We start from the raw sequence: 21,475 nt of genomic DNA on the forward strand, positions 1-21,475 counted from the left end.
GACCGGTGAGGCGCACGCCGTCGCCGCCATGCGCCGCGTGCTCGAGGTTATGCGCGAGGAGACCATGGCCCCCCTCGCCAATCCGCAGCGTTCGCTCGGCGGGCTTATCGGCGGCGAGGCCAAGCTCGTCGAAGCCACCAGCCGCAACGATTTGAGTGCAAGCCTGATGGGCCCCGTTCAGACCGACGCCGTGGCCCGCGCCATGGCCGTGCTCGAGCGCTCCGCCACGATGGGTGTGATCGTCGCAGCTCCGACGGCAGGATCCGCGGGTGTTGTGCCCGGCTGCGTGCTGGCGCTCGCCGATCGTCTGCAGCTCGACGACGAGCAGGTCATGGACGCGCTCTACTGCGCAGCCGCCATCGGCCTCAACCTCACCACAAGCGCCTGCGTTGCCGGCGCCGAGGGCGGCTGCCAAGCCGAGGTCGGAAGCGCCGCCGCCATGGCAGCCGCCGCGCTGGTGCAGATGCTCGGCGGCACGCCCGAGCAGGCTCTCGACGCCAGTTCCATCGCGCTGAGTAACCTGCTGGGCCTCGTTTGCGACCCCGTCGGTGGCCTCGTGGAAGTGCCCTGCCAAAACCGCAACGCCATTGGCGTGGCAGCGGCCTTTAGCTCGGCACAACTCGCCCTCGCAGGCATTAAGAGCTTGGTGCCGTTTGACCAGATGGCACATGTCATGCTTTCGGTGGGTCACGCGTTGCCGGCCACGCTGCGCGAGACGGCAAAGGGCGGCATCGCGCAGGCTCCGGCCGCACTTTCGGCCTGTGCAAAATGCGGCGTGTGCGAATAACGGCAAAGAATGACTCAAAGGTGGGACAAATGTCCCACCTCTTTTGAATGCCACCGTTTCCGTACCACAAACAGCAGGGCAATCGCTATAATGCAAGCCCAGTAAAAACACGATGAACCGCAAGGCGAAAATCGAAGGATATGCATACGATGTCGCAAAACGATCGAACTCAACTGATTCCCGATCCGCAGCAGCCGAGCAGGCACACCGGCGGCGTTCAGTCACCGCGTCCTATCGCGCCGAGCCACGGTCAGCAGCGTGGTGCGGCAAACGCGCCCCAACGTCCGAACCAACAGCGACAGCAGCGTCAACAACGTCAGCAGCGCCAGGCAAACGGCAATGCGCCCAAGCAGCCCCCCACGCACGCTCGAGGCGATCGCGGCCCCGCGCGCAAGTCCGCCGTCAACAATAAATCGGGCAAAAAGACGACGCTCTTTGTCGTCCTGGGTCTAATCATCATTGTCTATACCGTAGGCATCGTAGCGTTTTCGCAGCTAGCTTACCCCAACACCACCATTGCCGGCGTCGACGTCTCGTTCTCCAACGCTTCGTCTGCCGCCACCAAGGTCAACTCGGCATGGAAGCACTATAAGCTCACCGTGACAGGCGATGACTTTAGCTGGACCTATCAGCCCGAGTCCGATGAGCCCATCGTCGATGGCGAAGCTGCCGCAAAAGAGATTATCAGCCACAACGAAGCCTTTATTTGGCCGGTCCGCCTTGTGGAATCCTTAAGCGGCAAGACCAAAACAACTGCTACCTCCAACAAAGTCGATCTTGATCAAGACGTCGACCTGTCCATGCTCTCCGATACCTTTGACCAAAAGAAGTTTGAGGAGGACCTGGGCGCCGCTATCGACGAGTTTAACGAGGGCCGTTCGGGCACGTTCGAGGCAAATAGCTCCTATGACGAGCAGGCCGGCAAGTTTACCGTCGAGAAGGCGCGCTCCAACGAAAAACTCAACCGCGAGCATGTCATTAAATATGCCGAGCTCGAGCTTGCCTCGCTGGCCGAGACCGTAGATCTTTCCAAGCTCGGCAACGATGCCTATGAACCGCTCAATGGAACGCTGTCCGATGATCAGATTCAGGCCGCATGCGATGCCGCCAACAACTTCCTGGGCGTCAACGTGACCCTCAAGCTCAACGGCGAGGATGCCGGAAAGGTCGACGGCAGCTCCGTGTTGCAGTGGATCAGCTTTGCCGATCCGGCCAACCCCACGCTCGATACGTCGCAGATCAGTAGCTGGGCAGCCGAGCTCGCTAACGGCTTTAATACCGTGGGCTCCACTCGCTGGTGGACGCGCGCCGATGGCAAGCAGTGCGCCGTCGAAGGCGGTGACTTTGGTTGGTCCATCAACAGCAGCTCGCTCGCCAAGCAGGTCGAGGACGCCATTAACAACAAGCAGACCGGCGAGATCGAGATCAAGTACTCCCAGAAGGCCGACACCTTTACCGCAAAGGGAGAGCCCGACTGGAAGGCATACATCGACGTCGACCTGTCCGAGCAGCACGCGCGCTACTATGACGAGAACGCCAATATCGTGTGGGAGGCCAACTTTATTTCCGGCAAACCGGGCGAAGACGCCACCCCCGAGGGCGTGTGGCAGATCAACAGCAACGACGGCGGCAGCACCCTGATCGGAGCCAAGGACCCCGAGACCGGTAAGCCCAAATACGAGAGCCCGGTGAGCTACTGGATGCCGTTCGAGGGCAATATGATCGGCTTCCACGATGCCACCTGGCAAAACGACAAGAGCTTTGATAATGCCGAGTCGTACAAGTGGTGCGGCAGCCACGGCTGCATCAACCTGCGCCTGGCCGATGCAAAGGCACTGCACGATTGCATCAAAGTCGGCCTGTGCGTGGTTGTCCACTCGTAGTGCAACGCGCGCATTCCTACAACATGGAGCTGCTGCGACCAATCTAACAGTTCCGAAAGAAACCGTCCCATGCGCCCGCCCCAACCGGTGGGCGCATATAATTATCGAGGTTCTTTCTATAAAGGAGACGCTATGCCGAATGTCCCCACCATCACCCCGGGCCCGGATGATAACGAGAACACGCCCGAAGGTGCCACCGAAACGATTCCTCTGATTACAAACGTACATGCCGATAAGCAGAACGGACGCACGAACGATACGGCCGAGATTTCCGATGAAGAGGCATATGCCAAGCTCAAGGCAAAACGTGCCGAACGTCGACGCAAAAAGCTCATCCGACGCGGCATTGCGGCCGGCGTCGTGGCCGCCATTGTGCTCATCGCCGTTGTCGTGACCTTAGCCATCAACGCACGGCCCGCAGGCAACAACGGGCCGGTGACCGACATGGTGACCGAGGGCACGTTTACCACAACGGTCGAGGCAAAAGGCCAGCTCAAACCCATTTCGTCCTCAGTGGTCTCCCCTTCTGTCGACGGCACGGTCGATTCTATCAACGTGCAGGCAGGCCAATCCGTCAACGAGGGCGACGTGCTTATGACCATTAAAAACGACGAGCTCGATCGCAACGTTGCCGAGGCGCAACGTGCAGTTGCAGCCGCTCAGGAAGACCTCGCCAACGCGCAGAAAGCCGCAGCTGCCGCGCAGGCCACCCCAACGACGGACGTCGAGGGAGCTTCCGCAGCGGCTGGCGTCTCCGCCGCATCAGCGGACACGAACGCCGTATCGGCCGCGCAGCGCAGCCTCGCATCAGCCCAGGCAAACCTCGACCAGGCGAACGCCAAGGCCTCCAGTCGCACGGTCACGGCCCCGAGCTCGGGTAGCATCGTGGAGCTCAATGCCAAAGTGGGCGCCACGGTAACAGGCGGCATGATCATGGGCGAAAGCGATACGAGTGGCGGCAAGCAGTGCATGCAGATCGCCGACCTATCTAAGATGAAGGTGACCGTGCAGGTGGGCGAAAAGGACATCGCCAAGATCGCTGTTGGGCAGAGCGCCAACGTCACGTATCCCGCGTTTCCCGATATCGTGAGCCAGGGCACCGTCACGGCTATCGCGTCGGTGGCAAACTCCGACGCCGCCAACGGAGGCGGCGGCAGCGTAACCTTTAACGTCGACATTCTCATCGAGGCGCCCGACGCGCGCCTGAAGCCGGGCATGACGGCCGAGGTATCGGTGGTGACCGAGCAGCTCGACGACGTGGTAATGGTGCCGACGATGGCACTCATGACCGAAGACGGCGAACACTATTACGTCAACGTGGCGACTGATGACGAGGGCAAGCAAACCCGTCGCGTAAAGGTGACCGTCGTGACGCAAAACGACAACGAAGCCGTAGTCGGCAAGACACAGGTCAAGCGCGACGACCAGGGCAACGAGATCAATCCCAACGTGCCGGTTACCAAGCTGCGCGATGGCGACACCCTCGTCATGGACACCGGAGCGGACGCAACGGCTGACGGCGGCTACGGCGCGGATTCGGGCAGTATGTCTGCCGACGAGGGCATGTAATGCGTCCCGTTATCGACATCCGCAACGTGCACCGCATCTTTGAGAGCGAGGCAGGTTGCGCCCACATCCTGCATAACGTGAGCCTGGCGGTAGATCCCGGCGAGTTCGTCGCCATTACCGGCCCCTCGGGCTCGGGAAAATCAACGCTCATGAACATCCTAGGCTGTCTGGATAAGCCGACGGCGGGCGACTATTACCTGCAAGGGCTCAACGTGGCCGAGCTTGACGATGACGAGCTCACCGAAGTTCGCGCTCTGAGCATTGGCTTTGTCTTTCAGAGCTTCAACCTGCTGCCGCGCCTGTCGGTTATCGAAAACGTGATGCTGCCGCTGGCCTACACCAATGTGCCCCGTAGCCAGCGCGAAATGCGCGCCGTGCACGCGCTGCAGGCCGTCACGCTGCCCGTCGACCACTGGGACCACCGCATATCCGAGCTCTCGGGCGGCCAGATGCAGCGTGTCGCAATCGCGCGCGCCCTCGTCAATGACCCGCCCATCATCCTGGCCGATGAGCCAACGGGAAACCTGGACTCCGCTACCGGAGCGCTTGTGATGGAGACCTTCCATAAGCTCCAGAAGCGCGGCAAAACCATCGTGCTTATCACACACGACCCCGGCATCGCCGCCGAGGTCGACCGTGCCGTGACCATCCGCGACGGTCGCATTCACGACGGCGCGTATATTCCACATGCACCGCGGACCCTGCGTGGCGCCGTAGATAGTCTGCCCATGATTTCCGCCTCCGCCAACCCGCCGAAAGGAGAAATGGCATGAGCGCCCGCGACCTCATCCAGGAAGCCCTTCACTCGCTCGAGGCCAACAAGGGGCGCAGCCTGCTCACCATCCTGGGTATTGTCATCGGCATCGCCTCGGTTATCGCCATGACTTCGCTCATCGGCGGCATCCAAAACTGCTTGGTCAACAGCCTGGGCCTCAATGCGGCACGCATGGTGCAAATCTATTCGTCGCAAGAACTCACCGAGTCAGACATCGAGAAGCTTCAAAAACTGTTGCCGCAGATAGAGCAGATCGGAATTGTCGACAGCGCGTATACCGAGTACAAGACCGGCAATAAAAGCTATACCGTCATGGCACAGGGTGTCGATAGTGACATGCTTGAAGCCGTGGGGGCCAGCAAGCTCGTTGCGGGGCGTACCTATTCCCAGGCCGAATCCCAATCAGGCTCGCGCGTGGCGCTCATCAGCCGCGGCGGCGCCGATCAGCTGTACGGCAACGAACAGGATGCGCTGGGGAAAACCATCAAGGTGTCCAACGGCGAGGTGCAGATTGTCGGCGTGATTGATGGCGGCAGCGACTCCATGGGCTCTCTCACGCTGTATATGCCACGCGAAACCATCTCAGATCTGTTTGGCGACGAGAATCCCTCATTCCCCAGCGTGACGGCACTTGCCGCCGAGGGCACAGACATGGACGAGCTTTGTAAGACCATCGAGTCCAAGGTGTGCACGATGAAGGGCATCGCGGAGGATGATGAGTACGACAGTGTATCGGCGACCTCCATGAAAAGCGCCATCGATGCGCTCAACTCCTTTATGGGCGCGTTCTCACTCATCATGGGTGCTGTCGCCAGCATCTCGCTGCTTGTCGGCGGTATCGGCATTATGAACATGATGCTCACCAACGTGACTGAGCGCATCCGCGAGATCGGCATCCGCCGCGCTCTGGGCGCCAGTCGTCGCGATATCACCGCCCAGTTTTTGGCCGAGCCCTCGGCGTTGTGCGTGACCGGCGGACTGCTAGGTGTCCTGATTGGCTATCTGCTGGCATGGGGACTCACGTTCTTTGCCGCAAGCTCGGGCATCATGAGCGAGTTTGGAGCCACCGGGACAATCACGCCAAGCTTCTCCATTACGACCGTGTTGATCGCGTTTGCCGTATCGGTCGGCATCGGCGTAATCTTTGGCTTCTACCCCGCCCGCCGCGCCGCAAAGCTCGACCCAGTCGAGTGCCTCCGCTATCAGTAAGCAACCACCAACAAGTTGCGGTGAATTAGGGACTAAATATGCTATCTAGCAGCAAAAACAGACACTATTTCACCGCAACTTATTGAAGGGCTGCTTGCGCCAGTTCCGGGCGTCGTCCTCGAGCTTTTGGCGGATGACGGTCTTGTACGGTTCGAGCTTGCTCGGGGCGCTCCTCCTCGCGGGCGGGAGGGCGCGCAGGCGCGGCGAGCGCCTAGCGCGCGAACTCCCGTAAGAGCGCGTCTTCCACTTCCCAAAGCGAAAGGGCCCCGCCTCCCTCGGCGGGACGGGTGACCACGATGCAGCGCGCTCCCGCGTCGCGCGCGGCGGCGAGCTTCTCGGCCGTGCCGCCTACGGTTCCCGAGTCCTTGGTCACAAGCCACTGGGCGCCCACCTGCCGAAGCATCGCCTCGTTGAGCTCGCGGGTGAAGGGCCCCTGCATGCCGATGACGTGCGACGGCGAAAACCCCGCGTCGATGCACTTCGTTATAGCACCGGGCAGCGGGAGCACACGCACGAAGAAGCGCTCGGCGAAATCGGCGACACGCGTGTAGGGAGCAAGCTCCTTGCTCCCCGTCGTGAGAAGCGCGCGACCCGGGTTCTCGGAGAGAAAGCGCGCCGCGCAGGCGATTGACGCGACCGGCACGACGCCTTTGGGCAGCGCCTCGGCCGGGCGCGCAAGGCGCAGGCAACGTGCACCCACGGCGAGCGAAGCGGCCCGGATGTTGCCGCTTGCGAGCGTAGCAAAGGGATGCGTGGCATCGACGACGATGCGCGCGCCGGAAAGCTCGCGCTCCATGTCGGCCTCGTCGAGCCTGCCCGCATGCACCTCGATGCCCGGAAGCTCGCCCAAAAGCTCACCTCCGTACTCGGTTGCCGCGTAGGCACGGGCGGGGATGCCCGCCCCGCTCGCCCATTCGCACAGAAGGCGGCCCTCGGTGGTGCCGGCGAAGATGCGCAGCGCCGGCGCGGATGCGGGCGCCGTCACTTCGGGCCGCCTGGGCGCGTGATCTGGTAGAGCAGCGCGTTCATAATGGCGGCCGCCACGGTCGAACCGCCCTTGCGGCCCCTCGCGACGATGGCCGGCACGCGTCGCGCGAGTAGCTCCTCTTTCGCCTCGACCACGTTCACGAACCCGACCGGCACCCCAACGACGAGCGCGGGCGCGATCTTCCCCGCATCCATGAGCTCGGCGAGGCGCAGAAGTGCTGTGGGAGCGTTGCCGACGGCCACGATGAGCGGACCCTCGATGCCGCAAGCTTTGTCCATGCTCGCAACGGCGCGAGTCGTGCCCGCGGCGCGCGCAGCCACGGCGACATCAGGGTCGGCCATGTAGCACACGGCCTTGCAGCCGAGCTTCGCGAGCGCGGGCTTGCTTATGCCTGCGAGCGCCATGTTCGTGTCGGTGAGCACCGTGGCCCCTGCGCGCAGTGCGCCGAGCGCACAGTGCGCGGCGTCATGGGTGAACACGAGGGAATCGGCGTACGAGAAGTCGGCAGTGGTGTGGATGACGCGCTTCACGACGGGCTCTTCGAGCGGCGGGAACGTGCGGCCGCCGAGCTCTTCGGTGATGATCTCAAAGCTGCGCCGCTCGATGTCGCCGGGCGCCATCTCCTTGGAATCCATCTAGTACTCCACTCCTTCCCTTGCACATATCCCCTGCTCGTAGGGGTGTTTCTCGCACCGCATCTCGGTTATGTAGTCGGCCTTCTCCACGATCTTGCGGGAAGGCGCGCGCCCGGTGAGCGCTACTTCGACGCCGCGCGCGGACATATCGAGCGCGCGGTCCACGAGCGCCTCGTCGACAAGCCCCTTCGAAAGCGCGTCGAGCGCCTCGTCAAGCACGAGCAGCCCCTCCTGCGCGCCCCCGAGCTCGGCGAGCGCGGAAGCGAGGTTCCCATCGTGCAGCTCGCGCGTCGCGGCAAGTTCTTCCGACGTCATCGACCAGGTAAACTTGTCCGACGCCTTCCCCGCGAACACGGGCACGCCGAAATGCTCGGCGAGCAGGCGCGCCTCCCCGCTTTCGCCGTCTTTCAGGAACTGCACGACGACGACGCGGCGGCCTGCGGCGAGCATGCGAAGGGCGAGGCCCATCGCCGCCGTGGTCTTGCCTTTACCGTTGCCATGATACACGTGGATCATACGCCCTCCTCGATAATGCGGTAGACATACTCCATGTCGAGCGCCCCGCGCACGGAGTCGGCCAGGCGGTCGAACTCGCGCGCACGATGATCGGCTGCGGACGCCGCGCCCGCAGCACCCACGACGCTTTCGGGCAGACCGCGCATGCGCGCGAGCGAGCACGCGAGGGCGAGCGCCACCCCCGGTTCGTCGAACAGGCCGTGGAGATAGGTTCCGAACACGTTTCCGCAGGCCGCGCCTTCTGGTTTGCCGCCAATCGTGCCCGCAGGGGCGCAGGAGACGGTCGTTTCGCCGTCGTGAATCTCGTACCCGCGCGCCGTCATGCCGTTCCACACCGAGAACGCGCCTTGGGCGCCCGTGATGCGCAGCTCCGACTGGGCGAGGCGCTTTTCCTCCTTGAACACCGTACTTGCAGGGATGAGCCCGAGCCCGCGCGCGGTGCCAGCGCCTTCCCTGCCGTGCGGATCGGAAAGCTCGTCTCCCAAAAGCTGGTAGCCTCCGCATATGCCGAGCACCGGCGTGCCCGCGCCCGAAAGCGCGCGTACACAGGCTCCGATGCCGCTAGCCGCAAGCCAGCGCGCGTCGTCGAGCGTGGTCTTCGAGCCGGGGAGCACCACCAGGTCGGGTCGGCCCAGATCGGTCGTAGAGGAAACGTAGCGCACGCCCACACCGGGCACGCGCGAAAGCGGGTCGAAGTCGGTGAAGTTCGACAGATGCGGAAGGCGCACGACGGCGACGTCGATGACGCCGCGCGCCTCGCGGGCAGATAGGCGCGGCGCGAGCGAGTCCTCGTCGTCCAGGTCGAGCGTAAGATACGGCACGACCCCCACGACGGGAACCCCGCACATCTTCTCGAGCGGGGCCAAACCCGGGCGCAGGATTTCCACATCGCCGCGGAACTTGTTTACCACAAGCCCCCGCAAAAGCGCGCGATCCTCGGGCGCAAGGAGCGCGACCGTGCCGTAGAGCTGGGCAAACACCCCGCCTGGGTCGATGTCGCCCGCGAGCAGCACGGGGGAGGACACGGCGCGCGCGAGCCCCATGTTGACGATGTCGTTTTCGGCAAGGTTGATTTCGACGGGGCTGCCGGCGCCCTCGATGACGATGACGTCGTTTTCCTCCGCGAGCGAATCGAACGCCTCCAAAATCTGCGGCATGAGCGCCTTCTTTCGCGCGAAGTAGTCCCTCGCGGCGAAGGCTCCCTGCGCCTTGCCGGCCACGATGAGCTGGCTTCGGTGATCGCTTTCGGGCTTGAGCAGGATGGGGTTCATGCGCACGTCGGGCGCGATGCCGCACGCCTCGGCCTGCATGATCTGGGCGCGCCCCATCTCGAGCCCGTCGGCCGTGACACCGCTGTTGAGCGCCATGTTCTGGCTCTTGAAGGGAGCCACGCGCAGGCCGTCCTGCGAAAGCACACGGCACAGCCCCGCCGCAAGCAGGCTCTTCCCCGCGTTCGACATGGTGCCCTGGATCATGATGGGCTTCGCCCTACCCACGGGTATCGACCTCCTTCGCCGAGCCTCGGCCATCCGCGCCCGCCATAGCGCCGCCCCGTTCGTCGGGTTCGCCTTCGCCCGAAGCGCCTTCCGCCCGAAGCGCGCGGCTGAACGCCATCGCAAGCCGGGCGTTCTCCTTGCGCGTGCGCACCGCGACGCGGCACCAGGAACGGGACAGTACCGAAAACGAGTCGCACGTGCGGACCAAAACCCCCTGCTTATACAGGCGCTCGGGGATGTCTTTCGCCGGCGTGCGGACTAAAAGGAAGTTCGCATCCGACGGCACGACGGAAAGTCCGAGCGAGGAGAGCTCGTGGGAAAGCCACGCTCGCTCGCCCGCCAATACATCGCGCGTGCGCGAGACGTATTCGACGTCTTCCAGGGCGGCGATGCCCGCAGCCTCGGCGACCGAGGAGACGGGCCACGCCTGCCCCGCCTGGCGAATCCCCTCGATGAGTTGGGCGTTTCCGCTGATCAGATATCCCAGCCGTAACCCCGCCATTCCGTAGAGCTTGGTGAACGCGGAGAGCACGGCCACATGGCGCGAACACGCGGCGCGTGCGGCCACGCTCCTTTCACGGGCGTCGGGCGCAAATCCGAGGAAGCACTCGTCCACGACGAGCAGCGCGCCCACCTGCTCGCAGCGGCAAGCCGCCGCATCGATCACGCGGTGGTCGACGAGGCGCCCCGTCGGGTTGTTCGGATTGCAGAGGTACGCCACGTCTCCCGGCCCCTCGATCGCGCGGGCGAAGGAGGCGGGCACGTCGAAGTCGTCCGCTTCGGAAAGCGGGAACTCCTGCACGCATGCGCCGTAGTACGATGCCGCCTCCGCATATTCAGAGAACGTCGGCGCGCACACGACGATGCGTTTCGGGCGCACCGCCGCAGCGAGCCGCCAGATGATGTCGGACGCGCCCGCGCCGCAGACGATAGTATCTTCGGGAATGCCCTGGGCGCGCGATAGGGCGCGAACAAGGGCGAGGCTTTCCCTATCGGGGTAGGCGTCGATTCGAGAAAGCGCCTTGCAGGCTGCGGCGACAGCGCGCGGCGAGGGGCCTGCCGGATTCACGTTCACCGAGAAATCGATGAAGTCGGAGGCGCCCCCTTCGCAAGCGATGCCAAGCGATTGCGCACTGCCCCCATGCGTACGGGCGCGCAGGATTCCCCCGGCAGCCCGGGACGCAGCGTGGTCTTCCCTCATGACATCGCCCCCACGGCGAGCACGACCGCCGCGCGCGCGGCGCCGAAGACGACGAGCGCGCATACGGACGCGGCGAGCATGAGCCTTGTCGCCCGGGCGATGTCGCCCCACTCGATTTCGCGGGACGCGTCGCCTATCGTCGGTTTCTCAACGAGCTTGCCGAAATACACCGCGGGTCCTGCCAGGCGCAGCCCGAGCGCGCCCGCACATGCTGACTCAGTCTGCGCCGAGTTGGGGCTCGCATGGCGACGCCTGTCGCGGCGCCAGATGCGCGCCGCCCCGCGCGCGTCGAGCCCGACGATCGGGCACACGGCGATCATGAGCAGGGCCGATAAGCGCGAGGGAATCCAGTTCACCGCATCGTCGAGGCGCGCCGAGGCGCAGCCGAAGTCGATGTAGCGCTCGTTTTTGTAGCCCACCATGCTGTCGAGCGTGTTCACCGCCTTGTACGCCATGCCCAAGGGCGCACCCCCGATCATAAGGTAGAACAGCGGCGCGATGACGCCGTCGCTCGCGTTCTCCGCCACCGTTTCCACAGCGGCGCGCGCGACGCCTTGCTCGTCGAGAACAGACGTGTCGCGTCCCACGATGAGCCCGACGGCTTCGCGCGCCGCGACAAGGCCGCTCTTCGAGAACGCGCGGGCCACGGCCAGGCTCTGGCGGCGCAGCTCGCATGCCGCGAGAATCTGATAGCTCGCCCATGCCTCGGCCACGAAGCGCAAGCCGGGGTGAACCATGCCGCAAAGATGCAGGATTCCCCAGGTCAAAAGCCCACACGTAAGCGGAAGCGCCATGGCGAGCACAAGCCCTGCGGCGCGCGTGCCCGCGGACGTTTGCGGGAATGCGCCCCGCAGGCGGCCTTCGGCCCACGTGATCGCGCGCCCCATGGCGACGACGGGATGGGGAAGCCAGCGCGGGTCGCCGAAGGCAAGGTCGGCCGCGAACCCGGCGGCGACGGCAAGAATCGTCATCACCGGGCATCGCCCCCCGAAGCGGGGCGAACGTCGCGAAGGCAGCGCCCATCCCAGGTGGCGGCCCATGCGCCGCCCGGCTCGGTATGCACGTCGAAATATCCCATTTTCGGGACAGCTAGCTCGGAGAGCAGCGCTTTCACGGTACCCGCGTGAACGACGAAGACGGCGCGCCCACTCCCCTGGGCGCGCTCCGATTCGCACGCCTCCCGAAACGCCGCGACGACGCGGCGGGTGAAATCGCTCTTGCCCTCGCCATGCGGGCAGCGCGTCTCGCACCAGGAGTCTACCCAGGCGCGGTAGCGCGCATCCTCTTTAAGCTCGGCGGCGCTTCGCCCCTCGAAGTCGCCGAAATCCATCTCGCGCAGACCGGGGCACGCCATAAGCTCCGCGTTCGGAAAGAGGATGCGCGCCGTCTGGTCGGTGCGGGCCATGCCGCTCGTGATAACACGGAACACGTCACGACAGCACGCGAGGTCGCGCAAAGCGCGCTCGCCCGCGCTCGACAGGGGCTCGTCGGTGCCCGCCCCGCTGTAGCGATGGTCTTCCGTGCCCGCCGTGGCACCATGGCGCACGAAGACGACTTCCAAAGGCGCGCCCGCGCCCTGCGTCCCTCGAGGCGCATCGGCAAGGTTTCCTTTGATGACCTGGGGTATCCCGCACGTCATGCGCACGACGACGTCGGCGCGCGCAGCGAGCGCGCATCCCAGGCGCCCCGCGCGCTCGCGCCATTGGGCGTCTTCCGCACGCATAGGGACGACCCCCGAGCCGACCAAGGACAGAATCACTACGTCGAAGCCGATCAGCCGCTCGAGCGCCCGGTCAGCGTCGAGCGCGCGTACGAGTTCCTCAGCACGGTACGCGACGCGGCCGGCAAAAGCCGCGGGCACGCCGCCCTCCGCAAACCGCGACGCGTCGACGAAATCGTCCGCCGCAAACCCGAGCTTTTCGCGCACGAAGGTCCTCTTCTCCGAATGCGCGCCACCTACCACGAGCATCATAGGAGCATGCCCCCCGCCACCAGCATGGCAAGCATCGCGAGCTCGGCCCATTGCAGAAACCATCCGGCCAAATCCCCCGTCACCCCGCCGAAGCGGGACAGGGCAACATGGTGGTACCACGCGAGCGCCAAAAGCCCCGCCACCGCCATAAGGGCGCCGACGGCCTGAGCGCACGCGACCATCCCTGCGGCCGAAGCCGCAGCGAAAGCGCAAAGCGGCACGACGATCGCCGCGCGATTCTTAGCAGGCGAGAGCCCCGCGGCCATGCCGTCCGCCCGCGCGGCAGGCCAGCATTCAACGGCGAGCCCCGAAAGCGAGCGGGAGAACACGAGCGAGCACAGAAGCGCAAGGAACGCCCCCGCCGTAAGCGGCAGCGCGGTGAAAAGGGAAAACTGCAGAATAAGGTACACAACAACACCGATGACCCCGAAGGCGCCCGCCCGCGGGTCGTGCATGATCTCGAGCTTTCGCTCGCGCGGGGCCCAACTTGCAAGCGCATCGGAGGTGTCGCAGAGCCCGTCTAGGTGGATGCCTCCCGTCACCGCCACAGGCAGCGCCACGAGCACGGCCGCGACGATGGTCGCGGGCACGCCGAGCAGGTTCGCAACGTGTCCCCACGCCGTCATGAGGAAGCCTTCCGCAAGGCCCACCAGGGGAAACGCGGCAAGCGCATGGGTTGACCCGAAATCGGTCCAGGCCGATTTCGGGACGGGGATGCGCGAGAACGTTCCGAACGCCGCGCCGATTGCCTCTACTATCTTCACCTTGTAGGTCCTTCGCCTTTCATCCACACGGGAATCCCGCATACCACTTCGACGGCGCGGTCGGCCAGCGCCGCCACGCCCGCGTTCACGCGCGCGAGCGCGCGCCTCCATGCCTCGGTCCCCTCATCGTAGCGCATCCCATCGGCGAACACGTCGACGGAGACCACCACCGTATACGCAGCGGCCTGAGCGAGCCGTTCGATGCCTCCGAGCACCTCGCGCGCCGCGGCGTCGGGGTCACGTGGGGACAAGCCGCCTTCCGCGAAAAGCTCGTTCGCAACCAGGTTGCCCACGTCCTCCAAAAGAAGCGTGCAGCCGCGCGGAAGCCCGGACACTGCTGCGCCCACGTCACGCGTGCGTTCAAGGGTGGAAAACTCCTTGCCCTCGCGCAGCTCCCGATGGCGCGCGATGCGGCGGGCGCCCTCTTCCCCGAAGGGCTCCATCGTTGCCAGGTACACGCGAGGGCCGTCGTGCCCAAGGCACAGGGACTCGGCGTAGGCGCTCTTGCCGCTCGCGGCGGCGCCGATAACGAGCGTCACCGTCATTTCCCGGCCTCGAAATGCTCGTAAGCAGCCATACCAGTCGCCGTGAACGTCTTCCCATCCCGGTACACGCGCAGCGCCGAATCCAGAAGGGGCAGATACGCCATGGCGCCCGCGCCCTCGCCCAAGTGCATGCCTGCGACGAGGGGTGCCTTTATGCCGAGCTCGCGAAGGAGCTCCTGGCTTGCGGGTTCGCTTGATGCGTGGGTGCCCACAAGGTACCCCAAGGCGTTGGGGCACAGGCGCGCCGCGCACAGGGCCGCCGTGCAGGATATGACCCCGTCGAGGAGCGCCGGCGCCTTCGAGGCCGCGGCCCCCAGGTAGAAGCCGCACATCGCCGCGATGTCGAAGCCGCCCACCTTCGAGAGCACGTCGATCGGGTCGGCGGGATCGGGCGAGTTCGCATCGATAGCGCGCTCGACCACGTCGCGCTTGCGCGCGAGCGAGGCGTCCGAGAGCCCCGCGCCGCGCCCGACGAGGCTCCGCGCGTCCGCCCGGATGAGCACTGCGGCCACCGCCGCCGAGGTAGTCGTGTTGCCTATGCCCATCTCGCCCGCGGCGAGAAGGCGCACGCCGGCGCGGGCAAGCCCGCACGCGACGGCGATTCCGACCTCGATCGCGCGCACGGCCCCATCGCGAGACATGGCGGAGCCGTGCGCGATGTTGCCGCTCCCCCGCCGCACGTTCGCGCGCACCATGCGCGCGTCTTCTATGCCCCGGGCCATACCCACGTCGACGGGCACGACCTCGGCACCCGCGAACGCCGCCATGCGGCAGGCGCTCGTGGCTCCCTCGCACATGTTGCGCGCGACGGCTCGCGTCACGTCTTGTCCGCTTTGCGACACGCCTTCGGCAACGACCCCGTTGTCGGAGAAGAATACCGCGAGCGCACGGGGAAACTCGGCAACCTCGGCGCTCCCCTGAGCTGCGGCGATACACGCGACGGCGTCTTCAAAGTCGCCCAATCCCCCCAAGGGGTGCGCGATGGAGTCCCACGCGGCGTACGCGGCGGCGCGGGCGCACTCGTCTGCGGGCGCGATCCGGGAGAGCGCGGCTTCGAGCACGGCGCCCGGCGCCGACGAGAACGCGCGCTCGACTTCCTCGCGGATGCAGGCAAGCGCGGTTTCGGTTGCTTCAGCCATGCCGTCTCCTCTCTGCGAACGACGCTGCGGCAGACGCGAACGTGCGCGCAACGTCGGGGTTCGCAGGATAGTACACATGCGGGAAGCCCGCAACCAGGGACGGGGTGGTCGTCATGCAAGGCCAGCCCTTGTCGCGCCGGGGCTTCTGCGCCCAGAAGTCGCCGCCCGGGCAGGTGGACTGCCAGTAGTGGAACTCGTGCGCGCGGATGCGTGTGCCGCGCGGCCCGTAGAGCCCGTCGCGTTGGGAAATGAGCTCCACGTACCCGAAATGGGACAGCCTTCCCCCGTTCTCGCTTGCGCCCTCAAGGGCGCCCGCAACAGGCCAGCGCCGCCCCTCGCTATCGGCGATTTCGCGCTGCAGGTACAGAAACCCACCGCATTCGGCGACCGTCGGCATGCCGGATTCCACCGCGCGCCGCACCGCTTCGCGCATCGGCGCGTTCTCGGAGAGCTGCCGCGCATGGAGCTCCGGGTAGCCGCCCCCCAGATAGAGGGCGCTAGTCCCCCGGGGCAATTCGCTATCACACAGGGGGCTGAAAAAGGCCAGCTCGCAACCCAGGTCCTCGAGCGCGCGCAGGTTCTCCTCGTAGTAGAACGAGAACGCCTCGTCACGCGCGACGCCGACGATGGGCCGCGCTCCCGCGATCGGCTCCAACCGGTAAGGTTCCTCGCGGATATCGGGTGCCGTCGCAGCTATTTCGAGCAAGCGGTCGACGTCGACGCTCTTTTCCACCAGCTCGGCCATCTTGTCGATGCGCGCGGAGAGCTGCTCGACCTCGTCGGCGGTCACAAGCCCCAGATGCCGGCTTTCGAGCGAGAACGCCTCGTCGGCGGGGATATTCCCCAAAACCGCGACGCCCGTGTGCTTCTCGATCGCAGGCGCCGCGTAGGCGCAGGCAGCGGCGCTCGTCTTGTTCAGCACGACGCCGCGCACGTTCGCACAAGGCAGGAACTCGGCGATGCCGTGGATTACGGCGGCGAGCGATAAAGACGCCCCGCGCCCGTTCACCACTAAAACGACCGGCGTTTCCGTGTCGCGCGCAACCTGGTAGCTGCTCGCGTCGGCCACGCCGGGCGCCATGCCGTCGTAGAAGCCCATAACCCCCTCGAGCACCGCGACATCCGCGCCCGCGGCGCCGCGTGCGAGCAGGGCGCGCAGCGTCGGGGCGTCGGTGAAGAAGCCGTCTAAATTGCCCGAGCGCGCACCCACGACGCGGCGATGAAAGAGCGGATCGATGTAGTCGGGGCCGCATTTGAAGGCCGCGCATGCAAGGCCGCGGCGCGCGAGCGCGCGCAGGAGCGCGCACGTAACGACCGTTTTGCCGCTCCCGCTCGAGGGCGCAGCGACCATGAAGCGCGGGATGGTCGTGCTCACCGGACGTCGCCTTCCCCACCTGCACCACGCGCGCTGACGAGGAACACGGGGTTTTGCGCCTTCATAAGATGGTGCGAGCCTACAGCCTCGGCGCGGGCGGCCGACACCTGGCACGCCTCGAACCCCTTAAAGCGCGAACCCGAGAGGAGCGCGCACGCCTCGGTGAGCGTCTCAACGGTGACGCATGGCACGCACAGGCGAACCTGCGAGTTCTTCTCGAGCGCCGCCTCCACGATGAAGGGAAGCTCGCCCGCGCTCCCGCCGACGAACACGGCGTCGGGGACAGGCAGTTTCGCGAGCGCTTCGGGAGCGACACCGGGGACCGCATGCACGTTGCCGCACCCGAATGCATCCGCGTTCTCTCGGATGAGCCGCACGCCGGCCGCGTTGCGCTCGACCGCCCATACCGACCCCGCTCGCGCGACGAGCGCTGCCTCGATCGACACGCTCCCCGTGCCGGCGCCGACGTCCCACACGGTGTCGGTCGCGGTAAGGCGCAGCTTCGCGAGCGCGACGGCTCGCACCTCCTGCTTGGTCATGGGAACGTCACCGCGGATGAAGAGCTCGTCGGGAATGCCCGAGGAAGCGTACGGCCAGCGGGAGCTCGCGGCGCGGGATGCGCCCGCAGAGTCCACCGCGGAAGAAGCCGCCGCGGGCGCAGACGCGCCGGCCGGCGCCTCGGAGGCTGCGCTAGAGCCCGCAGGCGACCCGGCGCCGCCTGCGAAATCGATAAGCATCACGTTCAAGTCGTCGAACGTCTGACCTGCGATTTCACTTGCGGTCGCACAGGTGATGCGCTCGTCGGGGTACGACAGGCGCTCGGCCACCGTCACGCGCGCGTCCCCGAAGCCCGCCTGCACAAGCTCGCCGGAAAGCCGCGAGGGGTCTTCCCCGCCCGACGTGACGAGGAAGAGCTCACCTGCGCGCTCGGCCTCGGCCACGATGTCGCACGCCACACCGTGAGCGCTCGCAAAGCGCCAATCCTGCCATGGACGCGCGAGGCGCGCGGCGAGATTCGACGCTGAGCTTATGCCGGGAATGACGCGCACGTCCACCTGCGCGTCGCCGGAAAGCGCCTCTACCAGGCGGCGCGCGCCGCTGAACAGCCCCACATCGCCCGTCATCACGACCACGGCGCGCTGCCACGACGCCGCATCGGTGAGCGCGGCGACGATGTCCGCCGTCTTCACGAGCTCGCATCTCACCACGTCGGGCGGCACGTCGATGCCGGCAAGCGCGCGATGAGCGCCGATGACCACGTCGGCGATGTCGATCGCGTCGAGCGCCGCGCGCGAGAGCAAGTCGGGGTTTCCGGGCCCCGCCCCGATGATCGTTACCTTTCGCATGGAATCTCCCGATACCCGCGCGGCGTGACCATACGGCCGTCTACGAGCTTCGTGTCCGCGTTGCCGACGAACACGGTGGTGAACATGTCGGCGTCGATCTCCCCCAGCTCGGAGAGCCTGCACATGCCCGACTGCTGCCCCTCGCGCCCGATGTTGCGTACCCAGCCGCAGAGCGTGTCGGGGGCCTTCCATTCGAGCATAATCTTCGCCGCGCGTGAGAGCCTGTCGGCGCGCTTTCTGCTGCGCGGGTTGTACAAACAGATGCAGAAGTCGGCGCTCGCCACGGCGGCGAGCCTACGCTCAATGACCTCCCATGGCGTGAGCAGGTCGGAGAGCGACACGACCGCGAAGTCGTGGGCAAGCGGGGCGCCGAGCACCGCCGACCCGCTCTGAGCCGCGGTGGCCCCGGCGATAACTTCCACGTCTACATCGGGGTAGTCCTCCGCAAGCTCCAGCACGGGGCTCGACATGCCGTACACGCCCGCGTCACCGCTGCACACGAGCGCCACGGCTTCTCCGCTCTGCGCGCGCGAAAGCGCCAGGCGGCACCGTTCGACCTCGTGCATCATCGGCGTCGCGAGATGCGCCGCGTCGGGCACGGCGGCGAGCGCGAGCTCCACGTATTTCGTGTACCCCACAACGATGTCGGCCGCCTCGAGCGCGCGCCGAGCCGCAATCGTCATGCCGTCGGGGCCGCCCGGGCCGATCCCCACCACGAAGAGCTTTCCCATCACCGCTCCTTAAACGAAAGTTCGATAGTTACCTTGGAAAACGCGACAGTCACGCCGCCGTGAGCGAGCTTCGGGAAGATAAGTTTGCCCCCGTCCGCGAGCGCCGCGCGCTCGCACACGTTGTCGACCCCCACCGTCGCGCGCACGAAATCAGATGGCGAAACGCTGCCTTCGACCTGCGACAACTCCTCTGCGGAATACGTCGCAAGCGGGATATTGCGCGCGCGGCAGAAGGCGAGCAGACCCTCCTCGTGCGCCTTCACGTCGATCGTCGCCGCCTCGCGCACGGCCGAAGGCGAGATGCCCGCCTGCCCGCACGCGAGAAGAAACGCCTCCCCGATCGCTTCGGAGCACGCACCGCGACGACACCCTATGCCCGCAACGATGCAGGGCACGACAAGGCGAAGCGGCTCGGGCGCAGGCGTCTGCGCCCGCACACCCGCCGGCTTCCCCGTCTCACCGGCGGGCACGACCTCGCCCGTTGTCTCCGCCGCGCGAACGGACGCACCTGCATTCGCGCCAGCGAACGGTGACACGACGATATCGGCCCGAGCGCGGTCGGACGCAATGTCAACCCCCTCAGGCGGCTGTCCCGAAATAGGCATGTCGGAATAGAGCGCCACGCGCCCGCCCGAAAGCAGCCGCGCCGACACTCGCTTGATAGCCTCGGGATTCGAAACGGCGAGCCCCGCACAGCGCGCCCACGTATCCACCGCCCACACGCCGCGGACGTCGGTCGCCGTGGTGATGACGGGGATGGCCCCTGCCGCGCGTGCCACAGTTTGCGCAAGCTCGTTCGCACCGCCCAAATGCCCCGACAAAAGCGGGACGGCAAAGCGCCCCGCCTCGTCGATCACCGCAACCGCGGGATCGGTTGCCTTCGAGGCGACATGCGGCGCGATCGCCCGCACGGCGATGCCCGCCGCGCCCACGAACAGAAGCGCGTCCGACGCTTCCCACGCGAGCGCCGTCCATGCGCGCAGGTCAGCCTTCCCCTCGCCGAACCCGCGCGAAACGGAAACGTCCCAGCCAAGGTCATCTTCACCTGTCTGCGCGCAATCGGAAAGCGCGCGTGCGGTGCGCTCCGCCAACGCATACCCCCTCTCAGTGAACGCTATGCAGGAAACCCTCATCTAGCGCACCACCATCGTCGAGAAGTAGCTGCCCCGATCGGGCACATCGTCGAGCGAGCGGTACAAGCGCTCGCCCGGAAGCCTACAGTCCTCTACGAGCTCGGCACCGTCGAAGGAGCCCTCCTCGTGAAGGATGCGCTTCGTGTCCGCAAGCGAGCGGCGCGCCTTCATGACCACCTTCGTCCCCGGCCAGCCGATTGCGCGGCGCACCCCGTACAGAACGCCTTTACTCATACGTCGCTCCCAATTCCCCGATAACTGCATCGGCGCCCGACGTGCGGAAAAGCTCGCGGCGCTCGGCGTCGAACACGACTGCGGCGATGTCGCATGCGCCCGCCGCGCGGCGGCGCAACCTGTCCTCGATTGCCGCAGCGAGCGAGGCGCGCACAGCGTCCCCCGAGCCGGCGGCCTCGATTACCTCGAGCGCCGCCGTGGTCGTGACGGACGACATGATCTCGCGCACGGTCTTCGCGCCCGCGCCGGCCATGGCCGCGTGGGCGGCCAGAATCTCCGCGCGGCAGTCGGCGGTACGCGAATGGGTGTCCATGATGCCGCCCGCGACCTTCACCAGCTTGCCGATGTGTCCCACAAGAAGGACATTGGTAAATCCCTCGCGAACGCAGCAATCAATCGCATCGCCCACAAAGTTGGAGATGAAGACCATCGGCGCTCCGTTTAGGTGAAAATGCCCCGAGATGAACTGCTCGCCGTAGTTACCGGGCGTGAGCACGACTCCGCGCCGCCCCATAGCCGCATGCTGCCGGATCTCGAGCTCGATGCTGTCGCGCAAGGCAGCGAGGCTGCGCGGCTCGACGATGCCCGTCGTGCCCAGGATGGAGATGCCGCCCTCTATCCCCAGGTGCGGGTTGAAGGTCTTTTTGGCAAGGGCAACACCCTCGGGCACCGAAATCGTCACAGCAATATTTCCAGAAAAGCCGTGCGCGGCGCACACCTCGCGCACGGCCGAAGTGATCATCGCGCGCGGCGTCGCGTTGATGGCGGCCGCCCCCACCGGCTGCTCGAGCCCGGGCAACGTCACGCGCCCCACGCCCACGCCGTCATCGACGGAAATTTCCGATTCGCGCGCGGGCACGCCCTTGCCGCCCGCAGCACCCGTGCCCGACCCCGCATGTTCCACGCGCGCGTACACGAGCACGCCGTCGGTCACATCGGCATCGTCGCCTGCGTCCTTTCGCACGGCGCACTGGGCGGACCCCTCGCCGATGCATGCGTCGACCACGTTCGCCTCGACGGGCAGCCCGCCGGGGGTGACGATCGACACGCAGCCGACGGGCTTTCGTGACAAGAGCATCTCGCAGGCCGCCTTCGCCGCGAGCGTGGCGCAGCTCCCCGTGGTATAGCCGCAGCGCAGGCGGGTCGTCCCCGTATATATGTAGTGCTCGAAGGCCAC

Annotated in this window: 21 protein-coding genes; 5 read left to right on the forward strand and 16 right to left on the reverse strand. The window is 66.1% G+C overall.

Annotation, left to right across the window (positions count from 1 at the left end; all coding sequences use genetic code 11):
- The 5 genes from sdaAA to AB5405_RS03855 form a co-directional block, all read left to right on the forward strand.
- On the forward strand, nucleotides 1–787 hold a 787-nt coding region (gene sdaAA, locus AB5405_RS03835), incomplete at its 5' end, for an L-serine ammonia-lyase, iron-sulfur-dependent, subunit alpha (RefSeq protein WP_368137654.1).
- 149 nt (nucleotides 788–936) lie between these two features.
- A complete protein-coding gene (locus AB5405_RS03840) occupies nucleotides 937–2,670 on the forward strand; it encodes a L,D-transpeptidase (protein ID WP_368137655.1) in 1,734 nt (577 codons plus the stop codon).
- A 132-nt stretch (nucleotides 2,671–2,802) separates the two neighbouring features.
- Nucleotides 2,803–4,239, forward strand: a complete 1,437-nt coding sequence (locus AB5405_RS03845) for an efflux RND transporter periplasmic adaptor subunit (protein WP_368137656.1) — start codon at nucleotides 2,803–2,805, stop codon at nucleotides 4,237–4,239.
- A complete protein-coding gene (locus AB5405_RS03850; protein WP_368137657.1) occupies nucleotides 4,239–5,012 on the forward strand; it encodes an ABC transporter ATP-binding protein in 774 nt (257 codons plus the stop codon). Before AB5405_RS03845 ends, AB5405_RS03850 begins: the two co-directional genes overlap by 1 nt.
- A complete protein-coding gene (locus AB5405_RS03855) occupies nucleotides 5,009–6,223 on the forward strand; it encodes an ABC transporter permease (RefSeq protein ID WP_368137658.1) in 1,215 nt (404 codons plus the stop codon). Before AB5405_RS03850 ends, AB5405_RS03855 begins: the two co-directional genes overlap by 4 nt.
- Before the next feature lie 211 nt (nucleotides 6,224–6,434).
- Here the strand turns inward: AB5405_RS03855 and cobK are convergent, their stop codons facing one another.
- The 16 genes from cobK to cbiD are packed head-to-tail and all read right to left on the reverse strand — an operon-like array spanning nucleotide 6,435 to nucleotide 21,475.
- Nucleotides 6,435–7,208, reverse strand: a complete 774-nt coding sequence (cobK, locus tag AB5405_RS03860; protein ID WP_368137659.1) for a precorrin-6A reductase — start codon at nucleotides 7,206–7,208, stop codon at nucleotides 6,435–6,437.
- Nucleotides 7,205–7,846, reverse strand: a complete 642-nt coding sequence (locus AB5405_RS03865) for a precorrin-8X methylmutase (protein ID WP_368137660.1) — start codon at nucleotides 7,844–7,846, stop codon at nucleotides 7,205–7,207. Before AB5405_RS03865 ends, cobK begins: the two co-directional genes overlap by 4 nt.
- On the reverse strand, nucleotides 7,847–8,362 hold the full coding sequence (locus tag AB5405_RS03870) for a cob(I)yrinic acid a,c-diamide adenosyltransferase (RefSeq protein WP_368137661.1): 516 nt from the start codon (nucleotides 8,360–8,362) through the stop codon (nucleotides 7,847–7,849). It lies immediately after the preceding gene.
- Complete coding sequence (locus tag AB5405_RS03875) at nucleotides 8,359–9,858, reverse strand: cobyric acid synthase (protein WP_368137662.1); 1,500 nt, start codon at nucleotides 9,856–9,858, stop codon at nucleotides 8,359–8,361. Before AB5405_RS03875 ends, AB5405_RS03870 begins: the two co-directional genes overlap by 4 nt.
- The gene (locus AB5405_RS03880) at nucleotides 9,851–11,059 is read right to left on the reverse strand and encodes a pyridoxal phosphate-dependent aminotransferase (protein WP_368137663.1); all 1,209 of its coding nucleotides are present in this window, start codon (nucleotides 11,057–11,059) and stop codon (nucleotides 9,851–9,853) included. The genes AB5405_RS03875 and AB5405_RS03880 overlap by 8 nt, the downstream gene beginning before the upstream one ends.
- Entirely contained in the window at nucleotides 11,056–12,030 is a 975-nt protein-coding gene (cbiB, locus tag AB5405_RS03885) for an adenosylcobinamide-phosphate synthase CbiB (RefSeq protein WP_368137677.1), read from the reverse strand. Before cbiB ends, AB5405_RS03880 begins: the two co-directional genes overlap by 4 nt.
- Nucleotides 12,030–13,031, reverse strand: coding sequence for a histidine phosphatase family protein (locus AB5405_RS03890; protein WP_368137664.1), 1,002 nt, complete (start codon nucleotides 13,029–13,031; stop codon nucleotides 12,030–12,032). The genes cbiB and AB5405_RS03890 overlap by 1 nt, the downstream gene beginning before the upstream one ends.
- Complete coding sequence (gene cobS, locus AB5405_RS03895; protein ID WP_368137665.1) at nucleotides 13,028–13,795, reverse strand: adenosylcobinamide-GDP ribazoletransferase; 768 nt, start codon at nucleotides 13,793–13,795, stop codon at nucleotides 13,028–13,030. Before cobS ends, AB5405_RS03890 begins: the two co-directional genes overlap by 4 nt.
- The gene (locus AB5405_RS03900) at nucleotides 13,792–14,340 is read right to left on the reverse strand and encodes a bifunctional adenosylcobinamide kinase/adenosylcobinamide-phosphate guanylyltransferase (RefSeq protein WP_368137666.1); all 549 of its coding nucleotides are present in this window, start codon (nucleotides 14,338–14,340) and stop codon (nucleotides 13,792–13,794) included. The genes cobS and AB5405_RS03900 overlap by 4 nt, the downstream gene beginning before the upstream one ends.
- Nucleotides 14,337–15,479 (reverse strand): nicotinate-nucleotide--dimethylbenzimidazole phosphoribosyltransferase, encoded by a 1,143-nt coding sequence (locus AB5405_RS03905; protein WP_195444366.1) that lies wholly within the window; start codon nucleotides 15,477–15,479, stop codon nucleotides 14,337–14,339. The genes AB5405_RS03900 and AB5405_RS03905 overlap by 4 nt, the downstream gene beginning before the upstream one ends.
- Nucleotides 15,472–16,854, reverse strand: coding sequence for a cobyrinic acid a,c-diamide synthase CobB (locus AB5405_RS03910; RefSeq protein ID WP_368137667.1), 1,383 nt, complete (start codon nucleotides 16,852–16,854; stop codon nucleotides 15,472–15,474). Before AB5405_RS03910 ends, AB5405_RS03905 begins: the two co-directional genes overlap by 8 nt.
- On the reverse strand, nucleotides 16,851–18,200 hold the full coding sequence (cbiE, locus tag AB5405_RS03915; RefSeq protein ID WP_368137668.1) for a precorrin-6y C5,15-methyltransferase (decarboxylating) subunit CbiE: 1,350 nt from the start codon (nucleotides 18,198–18,200) through the stop codon (nucleotides 16,851–16,853). Before cbiE ends, AB5405_RS03910 begins: the two co-directional genes overlap by 4 nt.
- On the reverse strand, nucleotides 18,188–18,931 hold the full coding sequence (gene cobJ, locus AB5405_RS03920; RefSeq protein WP_368137669.1) for a precorrin-3B C(17)-methyltransferase: 744 nt from the start codon (nucleotides 18,929–18,931) through the stop codon (nucleotides 18,188–18,190). Before cobJ ends, cbiE begins: the two co-directional genes overlap by 13 nt.
- Entirely contained in the window at nucleotides 18,931–20,022 is a 1,092-nt protein-coding gene (locus tag AB5405_RS03925; protein WP_368137670.1) for a cobalt-precorrin 5A hydrolase, read from the reverse strand. The genes cobJ and AB5405_RS03925 overlap by 1 nt, the downstream gene beginning before the upstream one ends.
- Before the next feature lie 42 nt (nucleotides 20,023–20,064).
- A complete protein-coding gene (locus AB5405_RS03930) occupies nucleotides 20,065–20,298 on the reverse strand; it encodes an SAM-dependent methyltransferase (protein WP_368137671.1) in 234 nt (77 codons plus the stop codon).
- On the reverse strand, nucleotides 20,291–21,475 hold the full coding sequence (gene cbiD, locus AB5405_RS03935) for a cobalt-precorrin-5B (C(1))-methyltransferase CbiD (protein WP_368137672.1): 1,185 nt from the start codon (nucleotides 21,473–21,475) through the stop codon (nucleotides 20,291–20,293). The genes AB5405_RS03930 and cbiD overlap by 8 nt, the downstream gene beginning before the upstream one ends.

Source organism: Collinsella aerofaciens, assembly GCF_040920445.1.
Lineage (GTDB): Bacteria > Actinomycetota > Coriobacteriia > Coriobacteriales > Coriobacteriaceae > Collinsella > Collinsella aerofaciens_BH.

Bases quoted from the DNA above. Each gene is read 5' to 3' on its own strand.
- cobJ (WP_368137669.1), bottom strand. From the start codon at position 18,931: ATGGGAAAGCTCTTCGTGGTGGGGATCGGCCCGGGCGGCCCCGACGGC.
- AB5405_RS03850 (WP_368137657.1), top strand. From the start codon at position 4,239: ATGCGTCCCGTTATCGACATCCGCAACGTGCACCGCATCTTTGAGAGC.
- AB5405_RS03900 (WP_368137666.1), bottom strand. From the start codon at position 14,340: ATGACGGTGACGCTCGTTATCGGCGCCGCCGCGAGCGGCAAGAGCGCC.
- AB5405_RS03930 (WP_368137671.1), bottom strand. From the start codon at position 20,298: ATGAGTAAAGGCGTTCTGTACGGGGTGCGCCGCGCAATCGGCTGGCCG.
- AB5405_RS03870 (WP_368137661.1), bottom strand. From the start codon at position 8,362: ATGATCCACGTGTATCATGGCAACGGTAAAGGCAAGACCACGGCGGCG.
- AB5405_RS03855 (WP_368137658.1), top strand. From the start codon at position 5,009: ATGAGCGCCCGCGACCTCATCCAGGAAGCCCTTCACTCGCTCGAGGCC.
- cbiB (WP_368137677.1), bottom strand. From the start codon at position 12,030: ATGACGATTCTTGCCGTCGCCGCCGGGTTCGCGGCCGACCTTGCCTTC.
- AB5405_RS03840 (WP_368137655.1), top strand. From the start codon at position 937: ATGTCGCAAAACGATCGAACTCAACTGATTCCCGATCCGCAGCAGCCG.
- AB5405_RS03880 (WP_368137663.1), bottom strand. From the start codon at position 11,059: ATGAGGGAAGACCACGCTGCGTCCCGGGCTGCCGGGGGAATCCTGCGC.
- AB5405_RS03865 (WP_368137660.1), bottom strand. From the start codon at position 7,846: ATGGATTCCAAGGAGATGGCGCCCGGCGACATCGAGCGGCGCAGCTTT.
- AB5405_RS03905 (WP_195444366.1), bottom strand. From the start codon at position 15,479: ATGGCTGAAGCAACCGAAACCGCGCTTGCCTGCATCCGCGAGGAAGTC.
- AB5405_RS03845 (WP_368137656.1), top strand. From the start codon at position 2,803: ATGCCGAATGTCCCCACCATCACCCCGGGCCCGGATGATAACGAGAAC.
- cbiE (WP_368137668.1), bottom strand. From the start codon at position 18,200: ATGCGAAAGGTAACGATCATCGGGGCGGGGCCCGGAAACCCCGACTTG.
- AB5405_RS03890 (WP_368137664.1), bottom strand. From the start codon at position 13,031: ATGATGCTCGTGGTAGGTGGCGCGCATTCGGAGAAGAGGACCTTCGTG.